Genomic DNA, 15,330 nt, shown 5'->3' on the forward strand with positions numbered 1-15,330 from the left:
TTAATTCCTTATCTGTACCGTCCGGGAAGCCCAGAAATCTGTCAGGCATTTCCAGGTCAGCTCCCGTGTTGAATGAAGTTGAAGTCCCGCATGGTTGAGGCCTGCCCCTATTCCCACCGACAACATCCCTGCGGCGTTGATCGCCTCAACGCCAGAGGCGGCATCCTCAATGCCGATAGCCTCCTCCGGGAGGACGTTAAGACCCGCGCAGGCGGCAAGGAAGATTTCCGGGTCCGGTTTGGAGCGGGCAATACGGGACGCATCGGCACAGAAATCAAACGCCCTGTGGATCCCCAGCGCCTGCAAAATGCCGGGAGCGTTGAGTGAAACAGACGCCAGCCCAATTTTGACGTTTGCCGCGCGTATGTCGGCCAGCACCTCACGAATGCCCGGGAGCAGTGACGCTTGCGTAAGCGAAGCCAGCGACTGGACATAGAGCGCATTTTTTTTACGCGCAAGCGCCAGGCGCTGCTGTTCATCGAACGCGTCTTCTTTGCCACCGTGACGCAGGATCCGCTGCAGGGAGTCCATGCGACTAATCCCTTTCAGCGTTTCATTGAAGGCCTCATCAATGGTGATCCCGACCTCCTTCGCGACGGCGCGCCAGGCCAGGAAGTGCAGATGAGCGGTGTCGGTGATCACCCCATCCAGATCGAATACAACGGCATTAAGGTTCATCTCTTCCCTCCGTGGTAGCGGTCCCAGTAACAGACGTAAGAAAATCCTTGCAGGACAAGACCTGCCGTCCCGAAAGCTGGAGTGTTTTACCCCAGAGCGTTAGCGTGACGGGAGCGGAGCTGGTCACCGTGAGTGTCTCTTTCGTCACAATGAAGTGCAGCTGCGCATTCTGCCAACGCAGCGGAAACGCCAGCCTTTGCCAGTGCGCAGGCATCCTGGGTGCCAGATGTAGCTCCCCGTCCACGATCTGCAGCCCGGCAAATCCCTGAATAACGCCTGACCAGATCGCACCCGTTGCGGCAGCATGAATACCGTCATCACTGCTGTGCGGATCGTCGCCCAGATCGATGGCAATGCCATCACGCCAGAAGGCGTAAGCCCCTTCTGTATCACCACAGCGCGCGTTCACAATGCCGTGGATGGCTTTGCTCAGAGACGAGTCATGAATTGTGCGCGGCTCATAGAATGCCAGGTTGGCCGCGCACTGCTGCGGCGTAAAGCGTTCCGGCAACAGGTAATTAAGCATTACCACATCGGCCTGTTTGAGGATCTGCATCTCGTTAACTTCAGCGCGCGAGTAATCCAGCAGAATGGTCTGCTTGCCCGCTTTGGCTTTATAGCGGCTCAGATCGAGCGCCGGTTTGGACATGAAGGTGTCATCCTGCGGTATGACCCCGTCGGCGTTAGCCTCGGGCAGCCATAAGCGCGCCAGGAACCGTTGCGCATTTTCCGTAAAACGCGCATCTTCACGCTCAAACATCGACATAAACCGGCAGGCACTGGCGACGTTGTGCCACGCCAGATAGTTGGTGTAGGCGTTGTTATTTACGTGCTCCGTGTATTCATCCGGCCCGATCACATCATGGATCTCCAGACGGTCGCCAACTTCCGTCGCGCGTCCCATCCAGAACAACGCGGTTTCCATGAGCAGCGTCAGGCCTTCATTGCACATAAAGGCATCATCGTGCGTTGCCTGCCAGTAGGCGACAACGGCCCACGCGATATCCGCCACGATATGATGTTCAGCCAGCGCGGAGGCCACTTTCTGACGTACGCCGGTGCGGATGTTGATCGCTGCGAATTCTGGCGTCTCTTCCTGACCGCTCGCGGCACTCTCCCAGGGGAACAAGGCGCCAGGCCAGCCGTTACGGCGTGCTTTTTCCCGCGCCCCCGGCAGGTTAAGCCAGCGGTAGCGCAGCAGACGACGGGCAACATCTGGTCGGGTAAAGAGATGGAAAGGCAGCAGGAAAATTTCGGTGTCCCAGAACACGTGGCCTTTATAGCCCTCCCCGGTCAGGCCCTTGGCCGCAATACTGCTCCGTTCATCATGGGCAGGCGTCATGGCCGTGAGGTGCCAGACCGCGTAATCCAGCGCCAGCTGATCCTGATGTTCGGTCGACGTGACGTCCACCCGGCAGTCATGCCAGACCTTTTTCCAGGCGCACGCCGCGCTTTCGAGTAACGCGGCATACCCTCTTGTCGCGCAGGTTTTGAGCTCAGCCAGAGCATTGCGGGCAAACGTGTCCTGTGAAAGCGCTTTATCGCTGCGATGCGTCACCCAGACCAGCTTCTCAAGCGTGACAGTGTCACCCTGAGCGACCTTCACGGCGTGATGAACCGTGATACGCCGGTTTTTCGCGGTAAAGCAGCTGTCGCTGGTGGTTGAGAGACGACAGCATGCCGATATCACCACATCCGCAGCGCGATCCTGCGTTTCATACACGCCCTGCATGTAGTATTGGTCAAAGACTCTGACCGAGATTTCATCCAGATGCTGACGGCCGCTGTTGGTTTGCGTCGCATCAATCCCCGTGCTCAGCATAACGTCTGATGCGGCATCCAGCGGAGTGACGGTGAGCTGCATTGCCACCAACGGCAGTTGAGCCAGTGAGACAAAACGGCGGCTTTCCACACGGTAACGCTTTCCGTCTGGCGAGCGCCACACTACGCGACGACGCAGTTCGCCATTGGCAAAATCCAGCTCCCGCTGCCAGTCAATAATCTCCCCTGACAGCAAGGTGAAATGGATGCCGTCCAGTTCGATATCCATGCCGATGATGTCAGGCACGTTGATCAGTTCGTTGGTCTCATTACGACCAGCACGATGATAAAGCCCGGCAAGATACATTCCCCGGGTCTGCTGCGTGTAGTTTTCCTCATGCGCCGCACGTATGCCCATATAGCCGTTGCCGCAGGCCATGATTGACGCGTATTTATTGAGGCTGTGAGGGCAAAAACCCGGATCGTTTAATACAGACAGGTTCAGCATAACGTTACGCTTTCCCCTTTTTCTGCCGCCTCGTACAGTGCGGCGACCAGTTGCTGGATCACCAGCCCTTGTTCGGCATCGGCAATCATGACCGGCTCTCCCATGACGTGACGGACAAACGCATCCATGCTGCGTAAATGCCGCTGATCGTCTGCCTCTTCGCGCAGGGACAGGGTCTGCAAAACTCCGCCTTCATCGGTGTAAATGTGGGCCGGGAACAGCGTTGCCCCCGCTTTTTCACCGCAAAAGACGACATTCATGATGGACTGCTCACGGATGTTGAGGGCAAAGGAGGTATCCAGACGCAGAATGCCGCCATTGCAAAATTCAATCGTCCCGAACAGGGCATCTTCAACGGTAAACTGTGCAGGATCCCATTCACCAAACTGGCCACTGTTTTTGCGGTTTCCCAGTTTTTGAAAGCTGTGCGCCGTCACGCGTTTTACCGCCGGGAAACCGAGTACATACATCGCGGCGTCGAGCATATGGATGCCAATATCAATCAGCGGCCCGCCCCCCTGCAGTGCTTTATTGGTGAAAACGCCCCAGCCGGGAACGCCGCAGCGGCGCAATGCCTGCGCCGTAGTGAAGTAGATTTCACCCAATGTCCCGTTCATTACCGCCTCGCGCAGCAGTTGCGTATCACGTGCAAAGCGGTGGTGAAAATCATAGGCCAGCACTTTTCCCGCCGTTCGGGCCGCCACACGCATCCGGTCGGCTTCGTGTGGCGTCATGGCCGGGGGTTTTTCGCACATTACATGGCACCCGGCTTCCAGGGCTGCCATCGCATGTTCAAAATGAAAACGGTTGGGCGAACAGACGCTCACCACATCCGGTTTGACCGCCTGCAGCATTTCATTCACGTCCTGCCATGCCGACGGAATGGCATGGCGTTCAGCAAACGCCTGAGCCTGTTCAGGATGGCTGTCCATGACAGCCACCATCTGAACATCACTGCGCGTGGAGTAATACGAGGCATGCACTTTGTCCGCGACCTGCCCGGCACCAATAATGGCGACACGCAGGGGCGAAGGTGTTAAAGCACTCATCACGCTGGTCATCCTTAGCATTCACGCAGATAAGTGAGAGAATCCTGATAGGCCTTCGCAGGATCGTCAGCGCGAACGCGGCACTCGTAAACAACGTAACCCTGATAACAATCGGCACGCAGCTGGTCGAACAGAGCGGCAAAATCAAGAGAGCCGCTTCCCGGCTGATAACGATGGTTATCGGCAATATGCACATGGCCCAGCAGGTCCCGGTTCTGGTGCAGCGCTTCCGTCAGCGAGTCTTCTTCAATATTCATATGATAGAAATCGCCGATAATCTGAACATGTTTCAGCCCATTCTCTTCGATGTAACGACGTGCATCCGCGAGGGTGTTGATCATGTGATCCTGATAGCGGTTCAGCGGCTCCAGGTAAACGGTGGTGCCGGTGCGCGCCGCCACCTCGTCCAGCCAGCGCAGCGAGGCGCTCACCGCCTTGCGGTCTCCTTCAAGGCTACGCGGCGACGTCATCGGCGGCAGGCGGAAGGTAAACATCCCCCAGGCAGCAGGAACAACGATTCCTTTACCGCCCACCTCTGCTAATGCTTCAAGGATACGTTCGATCTGCGTTAATCCGTTCAGGCGACGCTCTTCGATGAAGTCACCAATCCAGCCATCGTACCCGCCGCAGGCCGTGGTAACTGGCAGCCCTGTAGCCTTAATGGCCGCTTTAACCTCTTCAAGGTTCTCCACCAGCAGCTTGCCGTCTATCTCATACCCATCAAAGCCCATGGCCTTGATGTATTGAAATTTTTCCAGGATATTGGTCGGGAAAAAGGCCTGGTTTTGCGTTGCGATTTTCATTTTCATGCTCTCCTTAGCTCAGAACGTGACGCCCATTTTGATACTCAGTTCAGGATGCTGATCGACATACGTCATGTAGCTCTCAGCGCTGGTGGTAAACGTTACGACCGGGTCGATTAAATCTTCGCAATTGAGATAGCCGTTCATCAGCAATTCCCAGCAGGTCTCTTCAATACGCTTACGGTTCCAGCGTGGGTAATCAGGATTTGGCTCGCTGCAGGCGCGGGAGAAGACAATTTTCGCATTATTGAAATGCGCTTCGCGGCCGAGGTTAAAGCCTTCCGCGAACGGTTTCGCAAAGGCCACGTATGAGATGGTGCCGCCGTAAGCGAGTCCGCGCAGCGCAGACTGCAGCGCATCAGCAAAGCCGCTGGTTTCGATAATCACATCCGCGCCCTGTTTGCCGGTCAGTTTTTTGATTTCCAGACCAACATCCGTGCCAATCGGATCCAGACAGTGGTCTGCCCCATGGCGACGGGCAATGTCGCAGCGGTGCGCGATAGGGTCGACACCGATAACGATTGACGCACCGGCTTTCTTTGCCAGCTGGATGGCAATCTGACCAATCGCGCCAAGCCCAACGACGACGACAAAATCCCCTACCCGCACATTGGCATCACGTACGCCGCTCATTGCGAATTGTGCCGGGTCGTAGCAGACCGCATTTTTCCAGGAGGCGCCCTGAGGCATTTTGCGCAGTTTGTAGTTGTTGACGGCATTCACAATGACCGTTTCCTGTAGCGGTCCATAACAGCAAACGCGGTCTCCGACACGGTATTCCGTTACGTCAGCGCCACACTCAATGATGTCCCCGACGATCATGTTCCCGAGCTGGAATTTGCCAAACTCGATCCCGCGAGCGGCCCCCTCTTCACGCGGCGTAAAGAGCTGCCAGTCAGGGTTAAACTCTTCATCGATAAACGGACTCGCCGCCCTGAAATCCACCACTTCGGTGCCGTGTTTCGGTGCGCCAAAGCGGGCGCGAATTTTCACTTCATGAACGGCAACGGGACGGTCTTCATATTCGACCAGCGCTGCCACACGCGGCGCTGTCGCAACTAACTTCTTCATTACTCACTCCTTGTTAAAATTGGCCGTCTCAGCCCTTAACGCCACCGGCGGTCAAACCACTTTTAATAAAACGTTCAGACAGCGCATACATGATGACCACCGGCAGTGCCGTCACCAGCGATGCCGCCATCATGCGGCCCCAGATGTAATCTGGCGTACTGAAAAGCGTGTTCAGTCCTACCGGCAAGGTGAAGTTGCTGGCGCTGGACAGGAAAATGGAGGCAAACAGATAGTCGTTCCACGCCACCATGAAGCAGTAGACAAAGACAGACACCAGGCCCGAAATCGCTAACGGAACGGTAATGCGAAAGATGATTTGCAGGCGGTTAAGGCCATCCATCATCGCGGCTTCTTCTATTTCGTCCGGGATGGTGTCGAAATAGCTGCGCAGCATAAACACCGCCGTAGGTAACGTCTGAGTCACCATGGTGATAATCAGCGCCAGTTCGGTGTCATAGATACCGAGCGCGGTGATGATTTTGAACAGCGGCACCACCAGCAGAATCCCTGAGAACATGTAGACGGTGTAGAAGCTGGCGTTGATCGTCGTGCGCCCTTTAAAACGCAGTTTGGATAAGGCGTAAGCCCCCAGCGTGCCGAGAAACACGGCAACGATCGACGAGGTCAGTGACACCACCATGCTGTTACGGAAGTAATCCACAAACGGGAAAATCAGCGGGTTAAAGATGTCGATGTAATGCTGTAACGTCCACTCCTGCGGCAGAATAGTCGGATGCAACGATATCGCCTCTCTGGCGCTTTTAAAGGAGGTCATTAGCATCACGAAAAACGGAAACAGCGTGATGATCAGGAACGCCGCGAGCCCCAGATAAAAACCAATACGTCCCAGTACGCGTTTATTTGTTGCCATTGAGATTTACCCTTTTTCTGGTCAGCAGAATGACGGCGAAAATGATCACAAACAGCACCACTGAGATAGCCGCAGCTTTACCCAAATCGTTAAAGGCAAACGCCGTTTTGTAGAGATAGACGCCCAAAATATCGACTTTGGTAGTCAGCAGGTACACGTCCGCAAACATGTAAAACATCCAGATGGTTCGCAGCGTGATGACCGTGGCCAGCACCGGCATAATCGCGGGCAGCGTGACGATGCGAAAACGTTGCCAGCCATTCGCACCATCCATTTCTGCGGCTTCGTATAACGATTTATCAATCGTTTGTAAGATCGCGAGAAACGAGATAAACGCATACGGGAAGTAGCGCCAGATGGCGAATAGCACCACCAGCACAAAGCTGCTGCCGGGGTTGTCGAACCACAGCGGTGCCTGGTCATACAGATGCAGCAGGTCTACCCCCAGGTAGTTCACGATGCCGTAGCCGTTGTTGAACATGTACTTCCAGGCAAACACCAGTGAAATAGACGGCGTGACGTAAGATAAAATCACCAGCGAACGCGCCGTTTTGCGCAGCCGAAACTCCCGGTTAAAGAAGATGGCGACAGCCAGCCCGAGCCCCGTGCTACCTATCACCACCAGGGCCGTATACCAGAAGGTCATCCACAGGGAGTGCCAGAACGCTGCATCACTCAAAATACGGATGTAGTTATCCAGCCCAACAAACACCGCACTAATGCGCGGGTTGAGCGGCAAGCGTAAGAAACTGATTTCAATGTTGGAAATCATTGGCCAGGCCACAAGGCCCCCCAGCAAAATCAGGCTGGGGGCCAACAGCAGCATGGCGAAAGGCATATCTGAACGACCAGAAAACAACGTCTTCATAATTTCCTTCCGCAGAAGCGCTCCTATCGTTGTGAAACCAGGTCAGTCAGGCGTTTCTGGCTGTTGCTTAACGTGGTGTTGAGGTCTTGCTGACCCACCGTCACGTTATGCACCATCGAACTGATGATGCCGGAACCTGTCACGTCGCCCATGCGGGTAAAGTTTTTGTCGCCCACGGCCCCAAATACCTGCACATTCGGGAACTGTGCGATCAGCTCATACGGCAGTTGACCAAAGGCTTTGATGACCTCGTTGTTTTTCCAGCTCTCGGTATCCACCACCAGTTTGTTCACCGGTAACGCCGCCCCCGGAGACATCATGACCCAGTCCGAGGCGTTTTGAGCCTGCTCCATCCAGGTCACAAATTTCTCAGCGGCTTTGGTTTCTTCTTCAGTCTGACCGGTCGTGATCGTCAGCGACGTCACCATGCCGTAAACTGCAGACGATTTTTCCGTTGGAACCACAAAGCCCAGATTGGCAGGATCCCCTTCTTTAAACACGGCAGGCAGAATGTAGGTGGAGTAAACCGCCATTGGCGCGGAACCGTTCATGAACGCGTCTTTGATCTCCATGACGTCGTTCGAGCCTGGCATCGTGTTCTTCGCCAGTTCTTTATAAAACGCCAGCGCGTTTAACATTTCAGGCGTATCGATCTGGATGTTGCCCTGCGCGTCGAAGACGTTTGCCCCACCTGAAAGGGCAAACTGGGAGAAGGCCTGCTCGGTCATGACGCTTTCAGCGGTTGGAAGCGCGATACCGTAGTGTTTCTTAGCCGGGTCGTTGAGCATCTGACTGGCTTTCAGCAGCTGTTGCCAGTTATGCGGCTCTTTAATACCCGCCGCGGCGAGAACATCTTTGTGGTACCAGACGCCTGACAGCCAGGCGCTAATTGGCACCCCCGTCCACGCGGTGCCGTCTTCCGTGCGAACAACACGGAGAATGCCGTCATAAAATGTCTTTTCACCGACGGCTTTAATGGCTTCGCCAATTGCGTCACGGTCCAGCAACTGCTCTTTATCCATCACTTTTGCATAGTCATGGCTGACCTCAATCACCTCCGGCAGTGCGCCGGTCCGCGCGAGGGTAATGACCTTGGTGTTGTATGCATCCTCTTCCACCGGCACCTGTTTCACCGTAATGGAGGGATTCTCTTTCTCGAATTTCTCAATCAGTTTCGTGATGACGGCCTGACGCTCCTGCTCCACCGACGAATGCATAAACTCGATGGTCACAGAAGATTGTGTGTCGTCCTTGCAGCCTGATAACAGGGCGCACGAAACCAGTGCTGAAATCAGCACAATTCTCGGCATTTTCATTGTTAAGGTCCTTTTTTAGTTTTCTTTAATCCACATAACCTGCCATGGATTTAGGGTCAACGTCGTATCGTTAATATTGTCCCCGGTTATTAAATCTTTTCCTGTCTGACTATTTGAAGGGACGTGCTGAATATCATTACTGAAATTAAAGAGTGCTGTAATTCGCTCGCCGTTATCGGCAACGCGAACTATTTTCAAAACATGCTCCCCGGATGTTTCAAAGCGCGCCTGACTGTCCGGGTGGAACGCTTTTTCCTGACGGCGTAACGAAATTAACGCACTCAATCCAGAATAAACTTTATGACGAAGGCTATTAATATCGTCGAGTTTATGATCAATTTCACCGGACTGATATTTCTTTCGGTTTATTGCTCTATTATACCCTAACCGCTCCACACCCTCATAATCATTACGGGAGCCAATAATACTCTGAATATAGATTGCAGGCACCCCCGGGAAACTCAACAGAACGGCATGAGCCAGAATAAAACGGGCTATGCGCAGAGTGTCTTCATCCTTCTTAGCACTTAATGCATCCAGATAGGTTACATTGATTTCATACGGGCTGCGCGTACCGTCAGGGTTATTTTTCCAGTTAACCAGCGCACCTTCCTGCTGGAGTGTTTCCACCAGCGACAGAATTTCCGATTCCGGTAAAATTCCGCGTAACGGATTAAGTCCGATCCCGTCATGCGAGGCCAAAAAGTTAAACCAGGTGGTTTGCTTTGACGGCAGTTCCAGCGATGAGGCCCACTGACAAAGTGCCCGTACATCCTGACGATGAACGGCATGCAGAACCAGTGGTGGCAAGGAGAACTGATACACCATCTGGGCTTCATTCTTGCCGTCACCAAAGTAAGAAACGTTGTCTTTATGCGGGACATTGGTCTCAGTGATGATCACCGTACCCGGTGCCACAGCGTCCGTAATGGCGCGGAAGAGTTGAATCAAACGGTGCGTTTGTTCAAGATGGATGCAGCTTGTTCCGGGGATCTTCCACATAAAGCCGACCGCATCAAGGCGGATATAGCGCGCTCCTTCCATCAGGTAATGGAGAAGCACATCCACCATTGCAATCAACACCTCAGGAGAGGCGAAATTGAGGTCAATCTGATCATCGCTGAAGGTCGTCCACAGATGCCGAACGCTTCCATCATCAAGTGTAAAAGGTGTCAGGAGAGGCAATGCACGAGGCCGTGTCACAGCAGATAAATCAGTTTGCGGATCCACGGAAATAAAGAAATCTTCATAGCCCGGTTTTTGCGCAAGATAATGAGCGAACCATTGGCTTTTCGCTGACATATGGTTGCAAACAAAATCGAACATTAAACTGGCATACTGCTTTAATTCAGTAACGTCTTGCCATGTTCCCGTTTCAGGCGCAACGTCATGGTAATCGATAACGGAAAAACCATCATCAGAGGACCACGGGTAAAAAGGTAAAAGATGCACATGAGAAAATGAACGAGAAAGCCATCTGTTATAAAAACGGGTAAATACAGGCAGCGCTTTCTCCCCTTTATTGTAGAACTGATCGGCATAGGTTATCAGGACGATATCTTTTTCATCCCAACCGGCTTTACGCTTTTCGGTAATAACAGCAGCAGCTCTGGAGATTTTCCCTGACAGTGTTTCACGGTGCGCCTCAGAAAACGATTCACCGTAAACAAGATTGATTAAATTTTTAATTTTATCGTTCACTTTATTTTTCCATGGTAGCGGTCCCACGGAACGCAATCTACTCCCATGAAAAATATCTGTCAACGGACCTGAGGGGGTAAAAATGTCTTCTCAAGGCAACACAGCGCAGTAATGTGAGCTGCCGCAAAGAAAGACAGAAAAGGAAGAAAACGAAGAGAAAGGCCGGCAGCCCTCCTCTCATAAGAGAAAGACTGCGGTATACATGGAGATCAGGATAAGTATCGACGGGAAAAACGTTTGGCCAGTTTTTGCAGCAGCGGCTCCAGCGCCACGGCCAATAACAGTCTTACCGGCTTACGGGCAACAGATTTTATTGCCCAGCCAGCCACGCCTGCCGGACCATAACGTAACGCCGTCAGCAGGACCAGTTTACCTGCGATTTTCAGGCCGGGTTTTACCTTCTGACCGGCCTGTTGCCAGTTTTTGTTCATCTATGTTCTCTCTTAAAGCTGACGAAAACGACTTCTCAGCGTAAAGGTATCAGACGTGACGTAACGTTCCATTTCGCGCAACCGCTTTTCACCTGCGGCCAGTTCAGCATCCACCTGGTTCAGAATGTCACTACTGCTCGGTGCGCCTTCTGCAGCCAGTTCACCTTCCGGCATGGGGTCGAGCACAAACGACAATACGATGTACGCCACCAGAGTGATAAACGCCAGACCGAAGAAAATCGATAACACCGTTACCACGCGCACCAGCTTAACCGGTACATCCAGATAGTGGGCAAGCCCCGCACAGACGCCGCGAACCATGCCCTGTTGTGGGATCCGCCACAGCTTTTTATTCAGATTCAGTCCAGACATTAACGCTCCCTCCAGTTCGGGTGTTCCGCATCCAGGATAGCTTCCAGCGCCTGAATACGTTCACGCATCTTATTCGCCTGATCGGACAGCTGTACCAGACGTTGTTGCTCGCTCTGGGAAAGGGCGTCCCGTGAAGAACGGTTGCTGTAGTGCAGCCATAACCAAATCGGCAGCACGAACAGCACGAAAATGGTCAGGGGAATAGCGAGAAAAAGCGCGCTCATGTGTACTCCTTGTCGTACGATGCGTGGCGGCACGCTCAGGTGCCGCATGAATTATTATTGATTGTCTTGCTTCATTTTGGCTTTCAGTGCCGCCAGCTGCTCGCTGATTTCATCGTCGGCTTTCAGATCGGCGAACTGCTGATCGAGCGATTTTTGCTTACCGATGCTGTGGCTTTCCGCTTCCGCTTCCATCTGATCGATACGACGTTCGAAGGACTCAAAACGCGCCATTGCTTCATCAAGCTTACCGCTGTCCAGCTGACGGCGTACATCGCGGGAAGAGTTTGCCGCCTGGTGACGCAGCGTAAGTGCCTGCTGACGCGCACGGGTTTCGCTCAGCTTGTTCTCAAGCTCGCCAATCTCTTTCTTCATACGGGTGAGCGTGTCGTCCACCAGCGTAACTTCATGTTCCAGCGCGGTAACCATATCCGCCAGTTTCTGTTTTTCAATCAGTGCGGCACGGGCCAGATCTTCTTTATCTTTACGCAGCGCCAGTTCGGCTTTTTCCTGCCATTCATTAAGCTGGGCGGTAGCCTGCTCAATACGGCGGGTTAACTGCTTTTTCTCAGCCAGCGCACGGGCGGAGGTAGAACGCACTTCAACCAGTGTATCTTCCATTTCCTGAATCATCAGACGCACCAGCTTTTGCGGATCTTCCGCTTTCTCAAGCAGCGAGTTGATGTTGGCGTTCACGATGTCGGCAAAACGAGAAAAAATACCCATAATTCAATCCTCACATTTCTGTTATCGGGCAATGCCCTGCTGTACAGATAATACAATTCCCGTGCCAACTTTTTATCTTATTGATTTTACTGAATGTGATTGATTTTCGCTCACTATGGAACTAAGCTCACCTGGTGAATCTCGCTAAGGAGTGGTTAATTTCATCATGGCTGAATATAAAGACAATTTACTCGGTGAGGCTAACAGCTTTCTCGAAGTGCTGGAGCAGGTTTCACGCCTCGCCCCTCTCAACAAACCGGTGCTGATTATCGGTGAGCGCGGCACGGGCAAGGAGCTGATCGCCAACCGACTCCACTATCTGTCCGGGCGCTGGGATGGTCCTTTTATTTCGCTTAACTGCGCCGCGCTGAATGAGAACCTGCTGGATACCGAGCTGTTCGGCCATGAAGCGGGAGCCTTTACCGGGGCGCAAAAGCGCCATCCTGGCCGTTTCGAGCGTGCCGACGGCGGCACCCTGTTCCTTGACGAGCTGGCCACCGCGCCAATGCTGGTACAGGAAAAATTGTTGCGCGTCATTGAATATGGCGAGCTGGAACGCGTCGGCGGCAGCCAGCCGCTACAGGTTAACGTGCGTCTGGTCTGTGCGACAAATGCCAACCTGCCGGAAATGGTGGCTGAGGATAAATTTCGCGCCGACCTGCTCGACCGCCTCGCTTTTGACGTCGTCCAGCTTCCACCGCTGCGTGAACGGCGCAGCGATATTATGCTGCTGGCGGAACAGTTTGCCATTCAGATGTGCCGTGAGCTGGGTCTGCCGCTCTTTCCGGGCTTTAGCGATAATGCCCGGGAGACGCTGCTTAACTACCCCTGGCCGGGGAATATTCGCGAGCTGAAGAACGTCGTCGAACGCTCTGTCTACCGTCACGGCAGCAGCGAAACGGAACTGGACAACATTATTCTCGATCCTTTTCAGCGTAACGCGCCATCTGTTACCCCGCCGGCGCGTTCGAACGATGGGCCCTCACTCCCGCTCGATCTGCGCCAGTTTCAGCATAAGCAGGAACAACAGCTACTGGAGCAGAGCCTGAGGATGGCGAAATATAACCAGAAAGGGGCGGCTGAACTGTTGGGGCTGACCTACCACCAGTTAAGGGCATTGCTCAAAAAGCACCAGATGCGCTGACGGACAGAGCCATTCTGACGGGATTTATCCCCGCGAGGATCCCGCGGGGATAAGAGTCATGCTACCGCAATATGCATCTGCGAAAGCATATCGGTATTCACACCGACCAGCGTGACGCTGCTGTCACCGTAGGTAAGTAAGGCATTATCACCTTCAAACGACAGGTGGTTGAGATAGCTGTCATTATCGGCAATGTTCTGGTTAGCCATAAAGATCAGGCTGTCACTGGCGGAGAGGTTATAGACCGTGTCATGACCAAAATCACCATAGAAGAGAAGCGTGTTTTCGCTGCCGTTAAGGTGGATGGCGTCGTCGGCATACCCGGAAACCACATTGTTATTGTTCCCGTTTACGCTGATCTCACTGTCATTGGCTCCTGAATAGAACCAGCTGTCATTACTGGCGGTCGAGATAGTGAAGCTGTTCTCTGTATCGGCATAATAGCTTTTCGCATACGCGATTGAGCCACTGTCACCTTCTAAGCCATAATCCGTGACCTGCCATGTCGCGTTCTGGTTGATGTTAATACCAAACAGGCTGAACAAGGTGTGGTCTGCGTTAACGTAATGGATATCTTCCGCCCGTGTAATATCGCCGGTGGAATATTTAAAGTACAGCGTCCCTTCTGCATCGTGGCTAAACGTAAAATCGGCAATATGACATTCCGTTACGTAGGTGTTAGTCCCTGCGCCGCCATAAATAACGTTGTAGCCGCTGTGATCTTTAAAACTGTCATCTCCGCCACCACCGCAGAGATAATCGTTACCCTTCCCGCCTTGTAATAAATCATTTGTTTCGGTACCAATAATAAATGTCGACCCCACATGCGTTACGGATTTATTGAGATCCGAAACCCAGGTCGTGGAACGGTATGCTTCAGAAAGATTAGAAACAATGATATTGGAATTTTGATGGGTGAAATCATAGATTTCAGAATCCATAATTCGTAATGCACCGTCCGTATAGCCCTGACCGGAGTGCCCGGCCCAGGACGCCATATTCGCGATCGAAAAGATCTTACAATCGTTGGTCAGGCCGGCATAGTAATCATTAAAGGAGACGATGTTGTTGGTGCAGGTTTCAAGCGGCGTGTCGTGGTTAAATAAACTGTCCAGCGTCAAGCTGTGACCCGTTAACACACGAAATACCGGATCGTTCTCATAACCAATATTAAGCACTTTGTCATCGGCCAGGTTTTGAGTCGGAGAGGCGAATGCGACGTAGCTTGCGTCTTCAAAGAAACCACCCCACTGGCCCTGTGCGGACAGGGTTGCCATGCTGTTAACAGCCAGTCCGCCAAGACTATGTCCGGTAATGATGATGTCATTACCGGTCAGGCCATTTGCCGTGGCAAACGCGGCCACCGAACTCATGAGGTTTTTATACGCGTTGAGAACATAGTTATCCGCATAGCCGTCGACGAGTGCAGATAATACGTCGCTGACGGTATCCATCGCGGTATTGATGGTATGCTGAAGTGAAGGCGCGCTGGCGTAAGTGCCCGTCCCCCAGAAGCTAATGCCTATATTGACCAGCTTGCCATTGGCGTCATATTTTCCCATAACGTTGCATTCGGCACTGGTTTCAAGAAGACTTTCGCCATAAAAAGCACCATAGGGATTAGTACAGCCGCTGTAGTTAAGCGTGGTCCCGTCTAATACTTTCCAGCCATTTTCTTCTGTATAGGTATAATCAGCATACGTGGCTGCACCAAAATTGATACTTTCAATGGTCAGTGCATCCTTAATAAGCTGCGTGTTTTTCTCGCCCTGATAATCGAATACAGGCATAGTCGTCCCTCTGTTTATTA

15 protein-coding genes are annotated in these 15,330 nt (G+C 52.9%); 1 reads left to right on the top strand and 14 read right to left on the bottom strand.

Annotation, left to right across the window (positions count from 1 at the left end):
- From pgmB to pspA, 13 genes are all read right to left on the bottom strand, one after another.
- Complete coding sequence (gene pgmB / locus VF709_RS16825) at positions 1-678, bottom strand: beta-phosphoglucomutase (protein ID WP_038419578.1); 678 nt, start codon at positions 676-678, stop codon at positions 1-3.
- Positions 668-2,947 carry a glycoside hydrolase family 65 protein gene (locus tag VF709_RS16830; protein ID WP_038419580.1) on the bottom strand — a complete coding sequence of 760 codons (2,280 nt, stop codon included), beginning with the start codon at positions 2,945-2,947 and terminating at the stop codon, positions 668-670. Before VF709_RS16830 ends, pgmB begins: the two co-directional genes overlap by 11 nt.
- Complete coding sequence (locus VF709_RS16835) at positions 2,941-3,999, bottom strand: Gfo/Idh/MocA family protein (protein ID WP_100168880.1); 1,059 nt, start codon at positions 3,997-3,999, stop codon at positions 2,941-2,943. Before VF709_RS16835 ends, VF709_RS16830 begins: the two co-directional genes overlap by 7 nt.
- An 11-nt stretch (positions 4,000-4,010) precedes the next feature.
- Positions 4,011-4,799, bottom strand: a complete 789-nt coding sequence (locus tag VF709_RS16840; RefSeq protein ID WP_038420918.1) for a sugar phosphate isomerase/epimerase family protein — start codon at positions 4,797-4,799, stop codon at positions 4,011-4,013.
- Between the two features lie 18 nt (positions 4,800-4,817).
- Positions 4,818-5,870, bottom strand: coding sequence for a zinc-dependent alcohol dehydrogenase (locus VF709_RS16845; RefSeq protein ID WP_013096411.1), 1,053 nt, complete (start codon positions 5,868-5,870; stop codon positions 4,818-4,820).
- A gap of 28 nt (positions 5,871-5,898) precedes the next feature.
- The gene (locus VF709_RS16850) at positions 5,899-6,741 is read right to left on the bottom strand and encodes a carbohydrate ABC transporter permease (RefSeq protein ID WP_013096410.1); all 843 of its coding nucleotides are present in this window, start codon (positions 6,739-6,741) and stop codon (positions 5,899-5,901) included.
- Positions 6,728-7,609: a carbohydrate ABC transporter permease gene (locus VF709_RS16855; RefSeq protein WP_013096409.1), complete on the bottom strand. Its 882-nt coding sequence runs from the start codon at positions 7,607-7,609 to the stop codon at positions 6,728-6,730. Before VF709_RS16855 ends, VF709_RS16850 begins: the two co-directional genes overlap by 14 nt.
- A 23-nt stretch (positions 7,610-7,632) precedes the next feature.
- A complete protein-coding gene (locus tag VF709_RS16860) occupies positions 7,633-8,925 on the bottom strand; it encodes an ABC transporter substrate-binding protein (RefSeq protein WP_013096408.1) in 1,293 nt (430 codons plus the stop codon).
- Positions 8,926-8,940: 15 nt separating this feature from the next.
- A complete protein-coding gene (locus VF709_RS16865) occupies positions 8,941-10,626 on the bottom strand; it encodes a sugar phosphorylase (RefSeq protein ID WP_038419588.1) in 1,686 nt (561 codons plus the stop codon).
- A gap of 209 nt (positions 10,627-10,835) precedes the next feature.
- Complete coding sequence (pspD, locus tag VF709_RS16870) at positions 10,836-11,057, bottom strand: phage shock protein PspD (protein WP_013096406.1); 222 nt, start codon at positions 11,055-11,057, stop codon at positions 10,836-10,838.
- 12 nt (positions 11,058-11,069) lie between these two features.
- Positions 11,070-11,429 carry an envelope stress response membrane protein PspC gene (pspC, locus tag VF709_RS16875; protein ID WP_013096405.1) on the bottom strand — a complete coding sequence of 120 codons (360 nt, stop codon included), beginning with the start codon at positions 11,427-11,429 and terminating at the stop codon, positions 11,070-11,072.
- On the bottom strand, positions 11,429-11,653 hold the full coding sequence (pspB, locus tag VF709_RS16880; RefSeq protein ID WP_013096404.1) for an envelope stress response membrane protein PspB: 225 nt from the start codon (positions 11,651-11,653) through the stop codon (positions 11,429-11,431). The genes pspC and pspB overlap by 1 nt, the downstream gene beginning before the upstream one ends.
- Positions 11,654-11,707: 54 nt before the next feature.
- Entirely contained in the window at positions 11,708-12,376 is a 669-nt protein-coding gene (gene pspA / locus VF709_RS16885) for a phage shock protein PspA (protein WP_013096403.1), read from the bottom strand.
- Between the two features lie 166 nt (positions 12,377-12,542).
- Here pspA and pspF point away from each other — a divergent pair, with 166 nt between their 5' ends.
- On the top strand, positions 12,543-13,520 hold the full coding sequence (gene pspF / locus VF709_RS16890; protein ID WP_038419589.1) for a phage shock protein operon transcriptional activator: 978 nt from the start codon (positions 12,543-12,545) through the stop codon (positions 13,518-13,520).
- Between the two features lie 56 nt (positions 13,521-13,576).
- Here pspF and VF709_RS16895 read toward each other — a convergent pair whose 3' ends face one another.
- A complete protein-coding gene (locus VF709_RS16895) occupies positions 13,577-15,310 on the bottom strand; it encodes a polyurethane esterase (RefSeq protein WP_023622385.1) in 1,734 nt (577 codons plus the stop codon).
- Positions 15,311-15,330: the final 20 nt, after the last annotated feature.

This window comes from Enterobacter sp. Lyrl_3 (assembly GCF_051948675.1).
GTDB lineage: Bacteria > Pseudomonadota > Gammaproteobacteria > Enterobacterales > Enterobacteriaceae > Enterobacter > Enterobacter cloacae.

Coding starts and splice junctions, on each gene's coding strand:
- pgmB (WP_038419578.1), bottom strand. CDS start 678: ATGAACCTTAATGCCGTTGTATTCGATCTGGATGGGGTGATCACCGAC.
- VF709_RS16830 (WP_038419580.1), bottom strand. CDS start 2,947: ATGCTGAACCTGTCTGTATTAAACGATCCGGGTTTTTGCCCTCACAGC.
- VF709_RS16840 (WP_038420918.1), bottom strand. CDS start 4,799: ATGAAAATCGCAACGCAAAACCAGGCCTTTTTCCCGACCAATATCCTG.
- VF709_RS16845 (WP_013096411.1), bottom strand. CDS start 5,870: ATGAAGAAGTTAGTTGCGACAGCGCCGCGTGTGGCAGCGCTGGTCGAA.
- VF709_RS16850 (WP_013096410.1), bottom strand. CDS start 6,741: ATGGCAACAAATAAACGCGTACTGGGACGTATTGGTTTTTATCTGGGG.
- VF709_RS16855 (WP_013096409.1), bottom strand. CDS start 7,609: ATGAAGACGTTGTTTTCTGGTCGTTCAGATATGCCTTTCGCCATGCTG.
- VF709_RS16860 (WP_013096408.1), bottom strand. CDS start 8,925: ATGAAAATGCCGAGAATTGTGCTGATTTCAGCACTGGTTTCGTGCGCC.
- pspD (WP_013096406.1), bottom strand. CDS start 11,057: ATGAACAAAAACTGGCAACAGGCCGGTCAGAAGGTAAAACCCGGCCTG.
- pspC (WP_013096405.1), bottom strand. CDS start 11,429: ATGTCTGGACTGAATCTGAATAAAAAGCTGTGGCGGATCCCACAACAG.
- pspB (WP_013096404.1), bottom strand. CDS start 11,653: ATGAGCGCGCTTTTTCTCGCTATTCCCCTGACCATTTTCGTGCTGTTC.
- pspA (WP_013096403.1), bottom strand. CDS start 12,376: ATGGGTATTTTTTCTCGTTTTGCCGACATCGTGAACGCCAACATCAAC.
- pspF (WP_038419589.1), top strand. CDS start 12,543: ATGGCTGAATATAAAGACAATTTACTCGGTGAGGCTAACAGCTTTCTC.
- VF709_RS16895 (WP_023622385.1), bottom strand. CDS start 15,310: ATGCCTGTATTCGATTATCAGGGCGAGAAAAACACGCAGCTTATTAAG.